Origin of the sequence: Streptomyces sp. 4N509B, from assembly GCF_052245655.1 — a bacterium.
Classification (GTDB): Bacteria; Actinomycetota; Actinomycetes; order Streptomycetales; family Streptomycetaceae; genus Streptomyces.
Genome location: NZ_JBQQBZ010000018.1, coordinates 14,687 through 31,545, shown reverse-complemented (window position 1 = coordinate 31,545; position 16,859 = coordinate 14,687). Strand labels below are relative to the sequence as shown.

Annotated in this window: 12 protein-coding genes; 1 reads left to right on the top strand and 11 read right to left on the bottom strand. The window is 73.2% G+C overall.

Annotation, left to right across the window (positions count from 1 at the left end):
* Positions 1-714 precede the first annotated feature (714 nt).
* Positions 715-996, top strand: a complete 282-nt coding sequence (locus ACTWP5_RS17760) for a hypothetical protein (protein ID WP_443221958.1) — start codon at positions 715-717, stop codon at positions 994-996.
* A 123-nt stretch (positions 997-1,119) separates the two neighbouring features.
* Here the strand turns inward: ACTWP5_RS17760 and ACTWP5_RS17755 are convergent, their stop codons facing one another.
* From ACTWP5_RS17755 to ACTWP5_RS17705, 11 genes are all read right to left on the bottom strand, one after another.
* Positions 1,120-2,310, bottom strand: a complete 1,191-nt coding sequence (locus ACTWP5_RS17755; RefSeq protein WP_443221957.1) for a cytochrome P450 family protein — start codon at positions 2,308-2,310, stop codon at positions 1,120-1,122.
* A complete protein-coding gene (locus ACTWP5_RS17750) occupies positions 2,307-2,570 on the bottom strand; it encodes an acyl carrier protein (RefSeq protein WP_443221956.1) in 264 nt (87 codons plus the stop codon). Before ACTWP5_RS17750 ends, ACTWP5_RS17755 begins: the two co-directional genes overlap by 4 nt.
* Positions 2,570-3,643 (bottom strand): beta-ketoacyl-ACP synthase III, encoded by a 1,074-nt coding sequence (locus tag ACTWP5_RS17745; RefSeq protein WP_443221955.1) that lies wholly within the window; start codon positions 3,641-3,643, stop codon positions 2,570-2,572. Before ACTWP5_RS17745 ends, ACTWP5_RS17750 begins: the two co-directional genes overlap by 1 nt.
* Positions 3,636-4,484 (bottom strand): alpha/beta hydrolase, encoded by an 849-nt coding sequence (locus tag ACTWP5_RS17740; protein ID WP_443221954.1) that lies wholly within the window; start codon positions 4,482-4,484, stop codon positions 3,636-3,638. Before ACTWP5_RS17740 ends, ACTWP5_RS17745 begins: the two co-directional genes overlap by 8 nt.
* Positions 4,485-4,496: 12 nt before the next feature.
* Positions 4,497-6,080 carry a long-chain-fatty-acid--CoA ligase gene (locus tag ACTWP5_RS17735; RefSeq protein WP_443221953.1) on the bottom strand — a complete coding sequence of 528 codons (1,584 nt, stop codon included), beginning with the start codon at positions 6,078-6,080 and terminating at the stop codon, positions 4,497-4,499.
* The gene (locus tag ACTWP5_RS17730; protein WP_443222033.1) at positions 6,071-7,819 is read right to left on the bottom strand and encodes a beta-ketoacyl synthase N-terminal-like domain-containing protein; all 1,749 of its coding nucleotides are present in this window, start codon (positions 7,817-7,819) and stop codon (positions 6,071-6,073) included. Before ACTWP5_RS17730 ends, ACTWP5_RS17735 begins: the two co-directional genes overlap by 10 nt.
* Positions 7,820-7,821: 2 nt before the next feature.
* Complete coding sequence (locus ACTWP5_RS17725) at positions 7,822-14,124, bottom strand: type I polyketide synthase (protein ID WP_443221952.1); 6,303 nt, start codon at positions 14,122-14,124, stop codon at positions 7,822-7,824.
* Positions 14,125-14,126: 2 nt separating this feature from the next.
* Complete coding sequence (locus tag ACTWP5_RS17720) at positions 14,127-14,483, bottom strand: acyl carrier protein (RefSeq protein WP_443221951.1); 357 nt, start codon at positions 14,481-14,483, stop codon at positions 14,127-14,129.
* Entirely contained in the window at positions 14,470-15,006 is a 537-nt protein-coding gene (locus ACTWP5_RS17715) for an FcoT family thioesterase (protein ID WP_443221950.1), read from the bottom strand. Before ACTWP5_RS17715 ends, ACTWP5_RS17720 begins: the two co-directional genes overlap by 14 nt.
* A complete protein-coding gene (gene scoE / locus ACTWP5_RS17710; protein WP_443221949.1) occupies positions 15,006-15,893 on the bottom strand; it encodes a (3R)-3-[(carboxymethyl)amino]fatty acid oxygenase/decarboxylase in 888 nt (295 codons plus the stop codon). The genes ACTWP5_RS17715 and scoE overlap by 1 nt, the downstream gene beginning before the upstream one ends.
* A gap of 533 nt (positions 15,894-16,426) precedes the next feature.
* Positions 16,427-16,702, bottom strand: a complete 276-nt coding sequence (locus ACTWP5_RS17705; RefSeq protein WP_443221948.1) for a hypothetical protein — start codon at positions 16,700-16,702, stop codon at positions 16,427-16,429.
* Positions 16,703-16,859: the final 157 nt, after the last annotated feature.

Sequence of the window (16,859 nt, the reverse complement as noted above, 5' to 3'; positions counted from 1 at the left end):
GGCCCGGCCGTCGGGAGGTCCCCGGCGGCCGGGGCCGCCGAGAGCCCCGGGCCGCCCGACGACCGCTCGCACGCCGTCCGTCGGGCTGGTCGTGGGGTCCCTGGTGGGGCCTCTGGTGGCGCCTCTGGTGGGCCGTCGGGTGGGGCCGTCGGTGGGGCCGCTCGAAGTTAGCTACATCACATATCCGGAAGCGCTCGCCTCCGCCGACGCCTTGCGAGAATGCAGGGAAACCCCTCCCGGACGCGTCCGGGAGGACCCGTGAGGGCCACGACGACAGCGCTGTGTGTGGCGTTCGCGAGGTGGACAGGAACGCAGGTCAGAACCGCAGGCGGTTCGGCAGACCACGCTCGACCACCGGCCCTCGGACCGGGGACCGTGACCGGGGACGCAGGTCCGGGTCGTGGACCCGGACCCCGGCGGGCGAGCTGATCGCGATGCTGCGCCGGGTGCGCCGACCAGGCAGGTCGTGGGGGGCGGTGGGGTCGTGGTAGCAACGGCCGGACGGGCGCGCCATCGAGCGGCACGCGCAGGCGGTCCACGTCGACACGTCGCACGCTCCCGCCGGGCGGCACCAGCCGCCTCGTCAACGACCCGCGGCCTCGCCACGGACCACGACAAGACCCGCCGCGTCGAGGGTCCGTTCGCGCACCTCTCCCTTCCGTCCACACGCGGCAAGCACCCCACCGTCCGCGCTGCGCAACGAAGGAGAGGCGTGTGCAATCCCGACAGTCCGTCCCGTTCACCAAAGAGGACTCCCAGATCCTGAGCTGTGTGATAGCCGCCCCCAACCAGGGCGTCGCGGCCGAATGGCTCGGTTTCACCCCCACCCATCTGCGGCGTTTACTCAGGGAGCTGCGGCAGCGGTTCGAGGTCGACACCAACGAACAGCTGATCGTCCTGGCGTCGGTCAGCGGTGCGATCGACCCCCGGAAGGTCCTGCCGTTCAAGGAGTTCAAGGAGTTCGTGGGCCTTGAGGCGAAGGACGGCACCTTATGACGCCGCCACCTCGGCGCCCGCACCACCGGAGTGGTCGCCTGGGCGGAGGGCTCCCGGGGTGCCGAGCGCGCTCGGCACCCCGGGCCCCCAGCCGGTCGAGGAGCGTGGGCCGCGCGGGTGCCCTCAGAAGACGACCGGAAGCCGTTTGAGGACGCGCACCACGAAGGAGCGCCGCCAGACCAGGCTCTCCACCGGCTCGGCCAGCGCCAGCCGGGGGAAGCGTCGGAGCAGGGTCGTCAGCGCCATCGCGATCTCCATCCGGGCGAGTTCCGCCCCGATGCAGTGGTGGGTGCCGATCCCGAACGCCAGATGGCGCTCCGCCTCGCGGGAGAAGTCCATCGTGCGGGGCTCGGCGTAGCGCACCGGGTCCTGGTTGGCGGCGCCGATGCTGACGAGGACAGCGTCCCCCGCGGAGATGCGGGTCCCGCCGATGGCGATGTCCTCGGCCGCGAAGCGGCGGACCCCGGAGTGGACCGATCCGTCGTACCGCAGGATCTCCTCCAGGGCGGCGGGGACACGGTCGGGATCGGCGCGGAGCGCCTCGGCCTTCTCCGGCTCCGCCAGCAGCGCCGCCACGGCGTTGCCGATCGTCCCCACCGTGGTGTCGAAGCCGCCCAGGATGAGGATGAAGACCATGCCGACCAGCTCGTTCGGCGTCATCTCCCCGGCGTCGGCCTTCGACACCCAGTAGGAGATCAGGTCGTCCCCCGGGTTCGCGCGCTTGACGGGGAGGAGTTCGTGGGCGAACCGGAGCAGTTCGGCCCCGGCCCGGCGGGAGGCCGCCTGGTCGTCGCCGAGCAGCGAGTCCGCCCAGCCGCGGAACTCTCCGCGCAGCTCGGGCGGCACCCCGAGGAGTTCGGCGATCACGGCGATCGGGAGCGGTGCCGCGAGCGCGTTCATCAGGTCGGCCTCGCCGCGCCCCTCGATCGTGTCGAGGCACCCGTCGATGATCTCCTGCACGCGTGGCCGCAGCGCCTCGATCCGCCGGGGGGTGAACGCGAAGTTCATGAACTGCCGCAGCCGGGTGTGGGCGGGAGGGTCCTCGGTGAGGAGGTTGCCCGCCCGCATGGGCTCGGGTAAGACCTCCCCCGTCATGCCCTCGCCCGCGTAGTCGTGGCTGCGGACCAGACGCGGGTCGCGTAACGCCTCGCGGGCGGCGACGAACTCGGTGACCAGCCACGTCGGCGTGCCGTCCGGCAGCTGGATCCGGTGGACCGGGGCCTCGGCGTGGAGCGTCTCGTACACCCGGTAGGGGTCGGCGAAGTAGTCCTCGTCGAACAGGGCGCCGTGGTCGATGGGGCACTTGTCGGTCATGGCGTCGCCTTCTCCGCGGTGCCCGCCTGGGCGAGCCGCTGCTCCAGGTGGCGCGCCGAGTCGGCCAGGCTCGACTCCGGGGGGAAGTCGTCCTCGTCGACCTCGATGCCGAGCTCGCGTTCCATGGCCATCGCGAGCGTCACGTAGTCCATCGAGCTGAGGCCGAGGCCGGCGTACGTGCTGTCCGGGGTGACCTGCTCGGGTCGGGCGTCACAGCGCTGAACGAGCAGCTCGCTCAGGCGTTTGTACATGTCGGACATCAGGCAGTCCCTCCTGGGTTCGGTGGTGCCGTGAGGGTGGGCGGCTCCGGGGCGAGCTGGAGCCGAGGCCAGTGCACGGTGGTGCCGCCCCACGTGAGTCCGCCGCCGAAGGCGAGGACGAGGACGCGGTGGCCCGGCCGCAGGCCGCCGTCCCGCACCGCGTCGACCATGGCCAGCGGGATCGAGGCGGCGACGGTGTTGCCGACCCTGTCGATGTTCGTCAGGCACCGTTCGACGGGCAGGCCGAGTTCGTAGGCGACCTGCTGGACGATGTGGAGATTGGCCTGGTGCGCCACGACGCGGTCGATCTCGTCGAGCGTCCACCCGGCGTGTTTGGCGACGGCCCGCGCCGAGTCGGCCATCCGCAGCGCCGCCTGCCGGAACATGGCCTTCCCGTCCATCGCGAAGTACGTGTCCGCGGGGTCGAGGGGCGCGACGGCGAGCCGCTGCCGCGACCCCCCGCCACGGATGGTCGCGAGCTCCCACCGGCCGCCGTCGCTGCCGAGGTCGAAGGCGCCGAGGGCGCCCGGCTCGTCGGGGGACCCGGCCCGCAGGACGACGGCGCCCGCGCCGTCGCCGAAGATCACGGCGCTGGTGCGGTCCTCCGGGTTCAGCGTGGTGGAGAACGTGTCGGCCCCGACGAACAGCACCGCGCGGGAGGTGCCGGCGGCGATGAGGCCGGCGCACGTCGCCAGTCCGTAGACGAAGCCGCTGCACGCGGCGCTGACGTCGAGGGCCGCCACCCCGGACAGCCCGAGCCGTTCGGCCACCCCGGGCGCGGTGTGCGGCAGCTGCTGGTCCGGCGTGATGGTGGCGACCACGACGGTGTCGACCTCCACGTCGGGGGCCGACCGCAGCGCCCGCCGCCCCGCCTCGACGGCCAGGTCCGAGGTGGCGCTGCCCGGTGTGGCGTAGTGCCGCTGCCGGATGCCCGTGCGCGTGCGGATCCACTCGTCGGAGGTGTCCATGCGGCCGGCGAGGTCGTGGTTGGTCACGACGCGCGGCGGCACGAATCCGCCGAGGCCCGCCAGGACGGCGGCCCTCGTGCCCTGGTTCGCTCTCGTGTCAGTCATCGTCGGTCACGAAGTCCACGACGGCCGTGACGACCGCCTCGGTGTGCACGATCCGCCGGTGCCCGAGCGAGCTGGTGGTCATCAGCCGCGACCGTGGCTCGAAGGCCGCCGCGAGCCGGCGCGCCTGGGCGAGGGAGACCGTGTCGTCGTCCTCGTCCTGCACCACCAGGACCGACCCCCTGACCAGGTCGGGGTCGTGGCAGGCGGAGAAGCGCTCCCAGATGTCGGTGCCCGAGGCGAGCAACCGCTCGGACCGGACCCGGAGCTGCTGCCTCACGGGTTCGCCGAGCCGCAGCCGCTCGGCGAAGGTGTCCAGCAGGTAGGAGAAGTCGCAGACGCCGGAGACGGACACCACCCGGTCGGCCTCGACGCCCGAGCGCAGCGCCTTGAAGACGCCGAGGTTCCCGAAGGAGTGGGCGACGGTGCCGCGGAAGGGGCCGTGGTCCTTCGCCAGGCGCTGGACGATCTCCTCGTAGTGCAGGATGTGCGTGGTGGTGCCGCTCGACTCGCCGTGTCCGGGCGCGTCGAACGCGACCACCGGGACGCCGCGGTCGGAGAACGCCTGGACGAGGGTGGAGAAGTTCGACGCGCGCCCGCCCCAGCCGTGTGCCATGAGCACCGGCCTGTCGCCCCCGCCCCAGCGGTACACCGCCACGGTGTTGCCGTCCACCGTCACCGAGGACCGCTCGGCCCGGTCGTGGACGACGCGGTCGCGGTCCCTGACCTTCGCCCTCACCAGCGGCCGGCAGAACAGGAAGAAGGCGGCCCGTCCCGCGAGGCGGGGCGAGAGGAGGGCCAGGGCGCGGAGGACGAAGGGGATGATCCTGACGATGAATCGCATGCTGGTCTTACCTCAGTTCACTCGGCGTGACAGGCCGGTCCAGTGCTTCTCGCGGAGCTCTCGCCGCAGGATCTTCCCGCTGGGGTTGCGGGGCAGACGGTCCATGTACTCGTAGGCGGTCGGCAGTTTGAAGTCGGCGATCCGCTCCCGCAGGAAGACCGTGATGTCCCTCGGGCTCGCCTCCTGGCCCGCCTCGAGGACCACCACGGCGTGGATGCTCTCCCCCCAGCGGCTGTCGGGCACGGCGACGACGGCCGCCTCCCGCACCGCGGGGTGCTCGCACATCGCCTTCTCGATCTCGGCCGGGTAGACGTTCTCGCCCGCGACGATGATGGTGTCCTTGATGCGGTCGCACACGAACACGTAGCCGTCCTCGTCGAGGTAGCCGGCGTCCCCGGTGTGGATCCAGCCGTCCACGAGGGTGGCCTCGGTGGCCTCCTTCTGGCGCCAGTACTCCAGCATGCGCGCCGGGGTGCGCACGCAGATCTCGCCCACCTCGCGCGGCGGCAGCACGTGGCCGTCGGCGTCGACGATCCTCGCCTCGAACCCCGGGTAGGGCCGGCCCGCCGCGGCCATCAGCGGGCTTCCCGGCACGTGCGCCTCGGGAGGCAGGCACACCGTGGTGTTGCCGGTCTCGGTCAGCCCGTAGAACTGGGCGAACTGGCAGTCCATGACCTCCAGGCAGGCCTTCAGCAGCGGCTCGGCGATCGGCGCCCCGCCGTAGGTGACCTTGCGCAGGCTCGCGAAGTCGGCCGGGTCCCGGGAGTCGGAGAGCACCATCTGGAGCATGGCCGGGACCATGCAGGTGATCGTCACGCCGAAGCGGCGGATGAGGTCGACGGCGTCCTCGCTGACGAACATCGGCATCGCCACGTTCGTGACGCCGGCGTTGAACGCCTGCATCGCCCACCACAGCCCTCCGACGTGGAAGCCGGGGATGGCGATGAGGCTGACGTCGTCCGGGTACCAGTCCACCCAGTCGACGCCGTGCTCGGCCAGCGCGTCGCGCACCTTGAAGAAGCTGCGGTGGGCCAGGACGACGCCCTTGGGCATGCCGGTGGTGCCGCTGGTGTAGATCTGCACCACCGGGTCGTCGGCGCCCGGCACGAGGTCGGGCTCGGCGGCGGGGGAGTCGGCCTTCCACGCGCGCAGGCCCTCGCCGCGGTCCTCGCCGCCGTCCACGACGACGACGGCGGGCCGTTCCGGGAGCGTCGCGGCGACCTTGTCCACGACGGACTCGTACTCCGCCTCCACGAAGACCAGGACGCTGCCCGAGTCCCGCACGATGTACTCGACCTCGGGGCCGGTGAGACGCCAGTTGACCGGCACCAGGACGGCGCCGATCTTGGCGCAGGCGAAGAAGACCTCGTAGTAGTGCTCGGACTCCCTGCCGAGGTACGCCACCCGGTCGCCGACGCCGATGCCGGCCGACGCCAGGGCCCGGGCCGTCCGGGAGCTCTCGTGGTGCAGGGCCCGGTAGGTGACGGCGCGGCCCTGGCAGACGATCGCGGTCCGCTCGGGGCGGTGGCGCGCGTGGAAGCCGACCGTGTCGACGACCGTCCTCAGTTCGGGGTGGTGGATCGACTTCACAGCCATCGGCACTCCTCCAGCCAGTAGGAACGACACGTGAAGGCGGCGGGGGGCAGACGGCACAGGGCCCCGGGCCCGTCCCACAGGCCCTCGGGCGGCGGGGCCGCGCCCCGGTCCCCGGGGCGGCCGGCCGCGGCGTCGGCGAGCCGGTCCAGCAGCTCGCGGCGGTCGCCGACGGCGGCGGTGTGGCGCACCGGGCGCCGGTCGCGCTTCAGCGCCAGGGTCCGGCACACCGTGACGTGGCTCCAGTCGTCGCGCCCGGCGAGGTGGTCCAGCAGCCGGGCCGCCGTGTCGCGCAGCGCCCGCGGGGTGTGCGCGCAGAGCGTCAGCGGCACCGGACCGGGCGGGTCGGCCGCCTCCACCGGCGGCACCGGCTCGGCAGCCTGTAGGACGACGTGGGCGTTGGTCCCGGTGAACCCCGAGGCGTTGACGGCCGCGAAGCGGTCCGCGCCGCCGTGCCACGGCACCGGCTCCTCGGGGACGAGCAGCGCCGGGTCGATGTCCGGAGGGCGGGGCCCCTGGTGCGGCTGCGGCGGGATCTCGCCGTGGTGCAGGGCGAGCAGGGTCTTCATCAGGCCGAGCGCCCCCGAGGCGGTCTCCAGGTACCCGAAGTTCGCCTTGGCCGAGCCCACGTGGAGCGGCGCGGTCCCGCCCGCGCCACGGTAGGCGGCGGCGACCGCCTCCAGCTCGACCTGCTCGGCGATCCGCAGGCCGTTGGCCTGGGCCTCGACGAACCCGATCCGCTCGGGCTCGACGCCGGCCGAGCGCAGCGCCTCCTCGATCACCCGCCGATGGCCCACCCCCGAGGGGACGGCCATCCCCGAGCGCGCGCCGTGCTGGTGGACCGCGCTGCCGCGGACCAGGCCGTACGGCAGGTCGCCGCCGGCCCGCGCGTCCCCGAGGCGTCGCAGCACCAGCACCCCGCAGCCCTCGGCCCGGACGTACCCGTCGGCGTCGGCCGCGAAGGGGCGGCACGTCCCCGAGGGGGAGAGCACCCCGGAGCGCTCGAACGCCAGCGTCGTCCACGGCGACAGCTGGAGGTGCACCGCGCCGACCACGGCCACGTCGCACTCCCGGCGCCGCAGCGCGCCGACGGCGAGGTGCACCGCCACCAGCGCCGAGGAGCACGCGGTGTCGACGGTGAGCGCCGGGCCGTTCAGGCCGAGGGCGACCGCGGTCCTGGCGGCGACACCGCTCAGCGCGGCGCCGGGGGCCGCGTGCGCGGTGATGCTGTCGGGCGCGGCGCCGTTGCGGAAGCGGGCGACCGGATACTCCACCGTGCTCGACCCGACGTACACGCCCACCGTCGACCGGCCGAGCTCCTCCCGGGTCAGGTTGGCGTCCTGGAGCGCCTCGGCGGCGGCCATCACCAGGACGCGCTGCTGCGGGTCCATGGCGGCGGCCTCGTCCTCTCCGACGCCGAAGTACTCCGGGTCGAACAGGTCGACGTCCGGCAGGAACGCCCCGTGGGCGAGCGTCGCGGCCAGCGGCGCCAGGTCCGGTGCGTCGAGGTTCCAGCGGGGACGGCCGCGGCTGTCCGTGGGCGGCCCCGCTCCCTTCGTCGTCACGGCGCCGCCCTCGCGCAGCATCCGCCACAACGCCTCGGGGCCGTTGACGCCGCCGGGCAGGCGGCACCCCATGCCGGACACCGCGATCGGCTCCGTCTCGTCCCGGTGCCTGCGGGCGAGCATCAGCTCCAGCTGCGGGCGGGACATCTCCCGCAGCCCGTCGACGTAGGCGCGCATGCTCACGTCAGGTCCCTCAGGGCGTCGAGTTCGGCTCGGGCCTCCTCGTCCGACAGCGACTCCACCGAGGCGGGGGCGGGCGCCGGCGCCTGAGGTTCCCCGAACAGCGTGGTGGCGAGGAACGCCACGAGCTCGGGGATCGACGGATGGTCGAAGACCAGGCTGGCCGGCAGCGAGGTCTCGAAGGCCGCCTCGAGCGAGTTCTTGAGCTCCACGGCCATCAGCGAGTCCAGGCCCAGCTCGCTGAAGCGTGCCTCGGGGTCGATGGTCTCGGCCTCGTCGAAGTGCAGCGCCGCCCTGATCGCGTGGCGCAGGAAGTCGCTGATGGCGGCGAGGCGGTCGGCGGTGTCCTTCTCCCGCAGCGCGGCGAGGTCCAGCTCGGCTCCCGCCCGGGGCCGGTCGGCGGCCACCAGGTGGAACAGCGGGTTCTCGCCCGGCTGGGCGGCGACGTAGCGGGCCCAGTCGAGCTCGCCGACCATCGCGTGCGCGACCGGGCGGGCGAGCGCCTCGTGCAGCGCCCGCATCGCGGACCTCGGGCGCAGCGGCCTGACGCCCCGCCGGGCGATGCCCTCGGCCGCCCGCTCGTCCAGGCGGGCCGCCATGCCCGCGCCGGCCCACGGGCCCCAGCCGACGCTGAAGCCGGGGTCGCCACCGAGGGCGCGCCAGCTCATCAGCTCGTCGAGGTAGGTGTTCGCGGCGGCGTAGTTCGCCTGCCCCGGGGTGCCGAGCACCGAGCTCACCGAGGAGTAGGACACGAAGAACCGCAGCCGGGGGAAGTCGGCGAGCCCGCGGTGCAACAGGTGGGCGCCGTACACCTTCGGCCGCAGCACCGTCTCGATGCTCTCCCAGCTCTGCTCGGTGATCGGCGCGTCCGCCAGGACACCGGCGGCGTGGATGACGCCGCCCAGGGGGTGCGGCCCCGAGCGCAGGCGCTCCAGCACGCGCGCCACGTCGGCGGGCTCGGCGACGTCGCCCGTCAGGACGTCGACCTCGACGCCCTCACCGAGCCGCGGCGCGCCCCCCTCGGGCGGGCGGCGGCTCATCAACGCGATCCGGCGGGCGCCGAGCTCCACCAGGGTGCGGGCGGCCACGAGGCCGAGCGCGCCCGAGCCGCCCGTGACGAGGTAGGTCTCCTCCGGGCTGACCCGGAGCGGCTGCGGCGCCGGGGCGTGGTCGTCCACGAACGAGACGACGAGCTTGCCGACGTTGGCGCCGCGGCTGAGGACGCCGAACGCCTCCTCGGCCTCGTCCAGACCGTAGGAGACCGTCGGCAGCGGCCGGAGCTCGCCCCGGTCCAACAGGTCCACGACCGTCCGCATGATCCGGTGGGTCAGCTCGGTGAGCCCGGGTTCGGGAACCTCGCTGAGGTCGAAGGTGTGGTAGGTGGCGTCCGGCCGTTCGGCGGCCACCCGCTCGGGCGACCAGATACCGATCTTCCCCAGCTCCACGAAGCGGCCGCCGGTGGCCAGCACGCGCATCCCGGCCGGGATGTAGTCCTTGTTGAGGCTGTTCAGGACGATGTCGACGCCGCGGCCCGAGGTGGCCTCCAAGATGCCCTCGGCGAAGTCGAGCGTGCGGGAGTTCCAGACGTGGCGCACCCCCTGGGCGCGCAGCAGCGCCTGCTTGGCGGGGCTGGCGGTGGCGAAGACCTCCGCGCCGGCCAGCCGCGCCAGCTGCACCGCGGCCTGTCCGACGCCGCCGGCCGCGGCGTGGATCAGCACCCGGTCGCCCGCGCGGATGCCCGCCAGGTCGTGCAGCGCGTAGTACGCGGTCAGGAAGGCGCTGGCCACGCCGGCGGCCTGCGCGAAGTCGAGGCCGGCCGGCTTGGCGACCGCCGCCGCGGAGGGCACGGTGACGCGCCCGCGCAGGCTTCCCAGGTGACTGAAGATCACCTCCTGCCCCACGGCGAACCCGGCGCGTGGGCCCGCCGCGAGCACCGTTCCCGCGCCCTCGAAGCCGAGGGGCAGCGGCTGGTAGGCGATCCCGGCGTCCTCGGCGTGGCGCTCCAGCAGCCCGAGCGCGTTCAGCACGTCCTTGAAGTTCAGGCCCGCCGCGTGGACCCGGATCTGCATCTGGTCGTCCACCGGGTCGGGGGTCTCGCACGGCACCGTCCTGACCATGCCGCCGCCCCGCCCGTCCACGACGAGCTCCAGGCCGCCGGGGTCCGGGGCGTCGGCGGACCGGCTGACGATCCGCCGCACGTGGCGTCCGGAGGCCCGGTACGCCACCTGCGACTCGCTGGTGCCGCCCTCGCCCGCCAGCCACTCCTCGACCAGCAGGCCGCGTTCGCGCGGCCCGGCGCCGGGCGGCAGGTCGACGAGGGTGACGCGGCGGCGCGGGTACTCGTTGCGCATCGTCCGGCCGAACCCCCACAGGCTCGCCGCCGCCAGCGCGTCCACGTCCCGCTCCGCCGTGCGGTCACCGGCCACGACCTGCGCGCCCTCGGTGACCAGCCACAGCCGTGCGGCCGGGGCCCGGTCGTCCATGGCGGCGAGCAGGCTCAGCAGCTCGCGGAAGTTGCGCTCGGACTCGGCGCGCAGGCGGGCGTGGCCGCTCGCGGCGTCCTCAGGGCGCCAGAACCAGCACACGTCGGTGGTCTCGGCCGTCAGCAGCCCCGAGGCCGCGGCGGCGTCGGCCGCCGCCTCGCAGCGCGCCCCGCTCTCCGCGAGCCGCTCCGCGTCGGCCAGTTCGCCGACCGCGGCGCCGACCAGCAGGACGCGGCGCGCGTGGTGGTCACCGGAGGACTGGGGCAGCGAGCGCTTCATCCACCGCGTCTCGTGCACCATCGGCGCCCGGCTGCCGGCCGGCCGCTCCAGGCGACGCAGCTGGAGCCCGTTCACGACGAACACCGGGGCGTCCTCGGCGTCCAGCACCACGACGTCGGCGCACCGGTCCGCGTCCGTGGTCGGTGACGGGGGCCGCAGCCGGACCAGGCTGCGCAGCGCGCCCCTGGGCTTTCTGAACAGGCGCACCAGCTCGAAGCCGACCGGGAGGTGGGTGTCGGAGCCGTCGACCGCCGCGACGAGGGTCTGCATCGAGCAGTCCAGGACCGGCGGCGGCAGCTGCTCGACACCGGCGGCGTCGGCCGCCGAGAGGATCCCGGCGGCGGCGTCCGGCCCCGTGCGCGCGACGGACGCGAGGAGTCGGAACCGGGGCCCGTAGTCCAGGCCCAGCTCGGCGAGCTGCTCGTAGAACTCCTCGGCGTCCAGCGCCGCCGCCGCGCCGCCCCCCGCCTCCGCGCGCAGCTCCTCGGCCAGGCGCAGCTCGGCCTCGCCGCCGTCCGCCGTGCCCAGGCGCGCCGTGGCGTGCCGCCGCTCGACGGCGCCGCTCACACTGACGATCTCGCACTCCGCGCCGCCGTCCGCCGGCCGCAGGCGGGTGCGCAGCGACACCGGCTCGTCGGCCAGCAGCAGCGGCTCGTGGATGCGCAGCCCGCGCACGGCGCGACGGTTCTCGCCGTACACCGCGTCCTGGAGCGCGAGCAGGATCTCGACGTACCCGGCGCCGGGGAAGACGACCTGACCGGTCACCACGTGGTCGGCGAGGAAGCCGGGAGCGGTCGCGCTCAGCTCGGCGGCGAACTCGCGCGTGCCGGCGGCGCGCTGCTCCTCGCTGGACACCTCCGTGCCCAGCAGGGCGTGCACGGGCGTCGCGTCCGGCGACGCGCCGACGCGGCCGTGGCGCCGTCCGGCGACCGGAAGCCAGTACCTGCGGTGCTCGAAGACGTACTCGGGCAGGGCCACCCTGCGGCGCTGGCGCCCGGCGTGGAACGCCGTCCAGTCCAGCGGCACCCCCGCCGCGTACACCCGGGCCGCCGCGTCGCGGAGGGCGCGCGCCGGGTCCTCGCGGCGCTGGCTCGCGGCCCACACGTGGTCCTTCGGGGCTGCCACACAGGCCCGGCCCAGCGCGGTCAGCACGGCCGCCGGCCCGATCTCGACGAACAGGTGCGCGCCGCGCCGCTCGATGGCCGCCATGCCCGCGCGGAAGTCGACGGGGGCCAGCAGGTGGCGCGCCCAGTACTCCGGGGTGGAGACCTCCGCGAGGTCGGCCCGCTCGCCCGTCACGTTGGAGACGAAGCCCAGCTCGGGCTCGCGCCACCGGATGCCGGCGAGGGCGGCGACGAAGTCGTCGACGACCTCGGCCATCAGCGGGGAGTGGAAGGCGTGGGAGACCCGCATCGGGGTGACGCGGTGCCCGTCGCCGCGCAGCTTCTGCGTCACCGCGTCCAGCGAGGCGGTGCCGCCGGAGACGACGCACTGCCGCGGCGCGTTGACCGCGGCCAGCGTCAGGTCGGGGTAGGGCTCCAGCAGCGGCGCCACGTCCTCGGCGGGCGAGGCGACGGCGGCCATCCCGCCGGGGGTCGTCACCGACTGCATGAGGCGGGCGCGGGCGGCGACCAGCGTGACGGCGTCCTCCAGGTCGAACAGCCCGGCGAGCGTCGCGGCCACGACCTCGCCGACGCTGTGGCCGATCAGGACGTCGGGCCTGACGCCGAAGGACCACCACAGCCGTGCCAGCGCGTACTCCAGGCTGAACAGCGCGGGCTGGGCGTAGCCGGTGCGCTCCAGCAGCTGCGCCGCCTCGTCGTCGGTCGCGAACATCAGCTCCCTGATCGACCGGCCCAGGTGCGGCTCGAACAGCCGGTCGCACGCGTCGAGGTGGGTCCGGAACACCGGGAAGTCCCGGTAGAGGTCCCGGCCCATGCCGGCGTACTGGGCGCCCTGCCCGGTGAGGAGGAAGGCGACCCGGCGGGGGCGGACCCCGCGGGCGCCGCGGGCGCGGTCCAGGAGCGCGGTGAGCTCGGCGCGGTCGCCCACGACGCCGGCCAGCCGCTCCGGCAGGTGCGTGCGGCCGACGTTCGTCGTGTAACACAGGTCGTGGACCGACAGCTCGGGGTCCTCCGCCAGGCGACGGCGGTAGGCGTCGACCAGCGAGCCCAGCGCGGTGTCGGTCCGCGCCGACAGGGTGAGCACGGCCGGGGCCGGGGCCGGGGCCGGGTCGGGCGGGCTCGGCGCGGGTGCCGCGGGAGCCTGCTCCAGCACGACGCTGGCCAGGGTGCCCTGGAAGCCGAAGGAGTTCACCACGGCGCGGCGCGGCGCCCCCTCCCACGGCCGCGCGGCGACGGGGACCTCCACCGCGTAGCGGTCCCAGGGGATGTGCCGCGACGGGGTGGCGAAGTTGATGTGCGGGAAGACGGTGCCCTCACGCAGCTGGAGGATGACCTTGACGACGCCGGAGATGCCGGCGGCGGGCTCCATGTGCCCGACGTTCGTCTTGACCGAGCCGACGAGCACCGGGTGGGACGCGTCGCGGGAGGCGCCGAAGACCGCCTGGATGGCGCCCATCTCGATCGGGTCGCCGAGCGAGGTGCCGGTGCCGTGCGCCTCGACGTACTGGACGCTTCCCGCGTCCACGCCGGCGGATGCGAGGGCGACGCGCATGACCCGCTCCTGCGCCCCGCCGTGCGGCACGGTGAGGCCGCCGCTCGCGCCGTCCTGGCCGACCGCCGAGCCCCGGACGACCGCGAGCACGGTGTCGCCGTCGCGCTCGGCGTCCGCGAGCCGCTTGAGCACCACGACCCCGCAGCCCTCGCCGCGACAGTACCCGTCCGCGCTGTCGTCGAAGGTCTTGCAGCGGCCGTCCGGGGCGAGCATGCCCGCCTCGGTGAAGATGATGTGGTTGCGCGGGTGGTGCATGGCGTTCACGCCGCCGCTGAGGGCGATGTCGCACTCGCGAAGGCGCAGGCCCTGCACCGCCTGGTGGAGCGCCACGAGGGAGGAGGAGCACGCCGTGTCGACGGCGACGCTCGGCCCGCGCCAGCCCAGGAAGTAGGAGACGCGGCCGGGGACGGCGCTGTGGGCGCTGCCGGTCCCGACGTGCGCGTTGAGCTCGTCGAAGCCGAGGGCCTCGACCTCCACCGCGTAGTCGACGCAGCTGACGCCCATGTAGACACCGCCGTTGCCGCCGCGCAGCGGGGCGGTGTCCACGCCCGCCGACTCCAGCGCGCGCCAGGACGTCTCCAGGACGAGCCGCTGCTGCGGGTCGACGTAGTCCGCCTCCCGCGGCGCGATGTTGAAGAACCGCGCGTCGAACTGGTCGATGCCGTCGACGAACGCCCCGTACGGCGTGGCGTCGCCGGCGCCGAGGGGCCCGGTGTCCCAGCGGTCCGGCGGGACGGGCCCGGTCGCGGACCCGCCCTCGCGCAGGAACGCCGAGAAGCCGGCCAGGTCGTCGTGCCCGCCGGGCATCCTGATCGCGGCCCCGACGATCGCGATCGGCTCCGCGGCGCCTTGCTCCTGACCCACGGTCATCCCCCCTGTCGGTCGGCCGGCGCGGAGTGCGTCGACTCCCTCGCCGTGAACAGGTCGGCCAGGACCTCGCCGACCAGATAGTCGATGAGCTCCTCGACCGTCGGGTGGTTGAACAGCGCCGTCGAGCTGATCGAGACGCCCAGCCGCTCGTCGAGCCGGCTCTTGATGTCCATCAGGCCGAGGGAGGTGACGCCGAGGGCGAAGTAGTTCTCGTCCTCGGGCACCGGCTCGGTGTCGGACAGGAACAGCGCCGTCCGAAACTCGGAGTGCACCGCCTCGTGCAGGTGGTCCCGCCGTTCGGCCAGCGGGAGCCGCCGCAGTTCCGCGCTGAGGGGCGCTTCAGGACTGGTCATCACCCTCCCGGGGCAGGTTCGTCACCGCGATGCGGATCCGGCCGTCGCACTGCCCGCCGCCCTGCTCCCAGAACCGGACCGCGGTGTCCAGCCAGATCACGCCGGGGCGCGCCGCGGTCGGCCGGCGGTGCCGGGTGCGCCGGACCTCGATCTCGCCGTGGAAGAGCTCCCGGCCGCGCATGGGCGTGTGGAAGACGGCCTCGTAGGCGGCGATGTAGATGTCCGGCAGCTGCCGGGCCCAGAAGTCGTCCATGGTCCAGCCGGACAGGACCGGCAGCAGCCGGTCCCGCACGGAGGTGGCCAGCAGCCAGTAGAGGCTCTGGTTGTAGCAGATGTTGAACTCGACGGAGTTGAAGTGGCCGGTGTCGTCGATGTAGCACGACTCCGGTATCTCGAAGTCGCAGGCCGCCCGCAGCGGCTCCCCGCCGGGCAGGACGTTCGCGGATCTCAGGTACCGGCAGTGCGGCTTGTAGACCCGGAGAACGCGGTCGAGCAGGGTCGCCGACTCCTGGGTCACGGCCATCAGACGGCGACCTGCGAGTGGAACGGGTGGTCGTCGTGGACGGTGACGCGGTAGGAGACCGTCGGCTCGGAGGTCGTGGTGTGCAGCGCCCGGTGGATCAGGGCCCGGTTGTCCCAGATCAGCAGGTCACCGCGCTCGAAGGTCTGGAGGTGGACGACGCTCTCGGGGAAGGTCATGTCGAGCTGCCCGGTCTCCTCGAACACCTGCTGGAGCAGCTCCTGGCCGAGGTCGTTGCCGTCGGCGTCCTGGATCGCGTACGTCAGGCCCGCGCTGGCGTAGAGCACCGGGCGGCCCGTCACCGGGTGCTCGAACACCGTGGGGTGGCGCGCCGGCGGAGTCCGCTCCTCGATCTCGTCGTAGATCTCTCCGATCGGACGGTAGACGTCGCTCGGCCGGATCTTGAAGTACTTTCGGGGGCTGTGCAGGCAGTAGGTGTCCTTCACGGCGAGCTTGAGGCTCTCCGACAGCCTGTCATAGGCGTCGCTCATGTCGATGAAGTACGTCCCCCGGTTCTTCTCCGGAACCCGCTGGGGATAGATGAGCGTGAGGCCGAACGGGCGCGGCATGAACATGTAGTCCGCATGCCAGAACTTCCCGGTCTTCGGCACTCCGACCTGCTGGCCCTCCGACTCCACGTTCGAGGAGACGAAGATCTCCTTGTGCTCGGGGTGGTGGTACATCGGCTCGTAGTAGACCTCGACCTCGCCGAGCCTGCGGCCGAGCGCGACGAATCCCGCGTTGTCGAGTCGCTGGTCCTTCAGGAGCGCGATCCGGTCGGTGTACACCGCGCTCTTGAGCTGCTGTAAGTCGTCCTCGGTGGCGGTGACGGCGTCGAAGTCGTGCACGACGACGCCGAACTTCCCCGTCTTCTGCGGAGTGATTTCCATGGCTGTCCTGACCTCCGATAAGGGTGCGCCGTACTCACACGTTCGCAGCCCGAACGACTCGGGCGTCACGAACCAACGAAGGCGAAAGAGGTGATACGAGCAAACGGGAAACGAAGACGCCTTGAAGACGGGGTCAACTCGTGATGGATCCGCTCACCGTCGCGAAGGGATCGACCTTCGTACGTGAGATGTGGGCGGAACGGGAACATGGAGATGCTCAGCCCGTCACAGCAGCGTCTTTCCCTTTTCTGGCCGCGGTCGAGAACATAAGGTGTCGATGCCTCCCCGTAACCCCCCTCTCGGCACACAAGCTAATGCATGGAACACAGTTTCGCCACAGGCCGTGTTCGGTTCCGAACATCGCGGGAACGGCTTCTCGATGACCGCCGTGTCGGGTGATCGCCTCACGGGCTCGCCGTCACGGAATCGGCGGCGACGGGAGGGAACCCGTCGCCGCCGATCGGTGGGGTGCGGACGCGTCTACCGCGGTGTGCCGCCGCGGGTGCCCGCGTGGAGGAGGAGGCCCTGGCCGCTCACCAGACGAGGCGACTTCGCGGGTCCGAGGACCACAGGAGCCAGTGGACCAGGCGGCAGGTGGTCGACGACGGCGGGTGGACGCCGATGCGTTCGGCCATCCGGCGGATGGTCTCGGTGCCGGCCTGCTGGGGGGTGTAGACGCCCGCCTCGAGCAGGGCGGTGGCGAGACGCATCGCCTTGAGCATGCGGTTGTGCGCGACGTACCACTCGCGGGGCATGCCCGCCGGGAGTCGCTTCCTGGGGACGGTTGTCGGGGCGTGCACCACTGGCATGGGTGACCTCCTCGGCCTGGCTGATCCCGGGCTTACCTCTCCATGATACCGCGTCAGACTGACAGAACGTGGCTGGTCAGACGCGATTTTGGCATGTCAGTTCGAATATCGTTCGCCGTCCGGGGTCCTGTCGGAACGGGGGTGGAGGGCGCGGCGG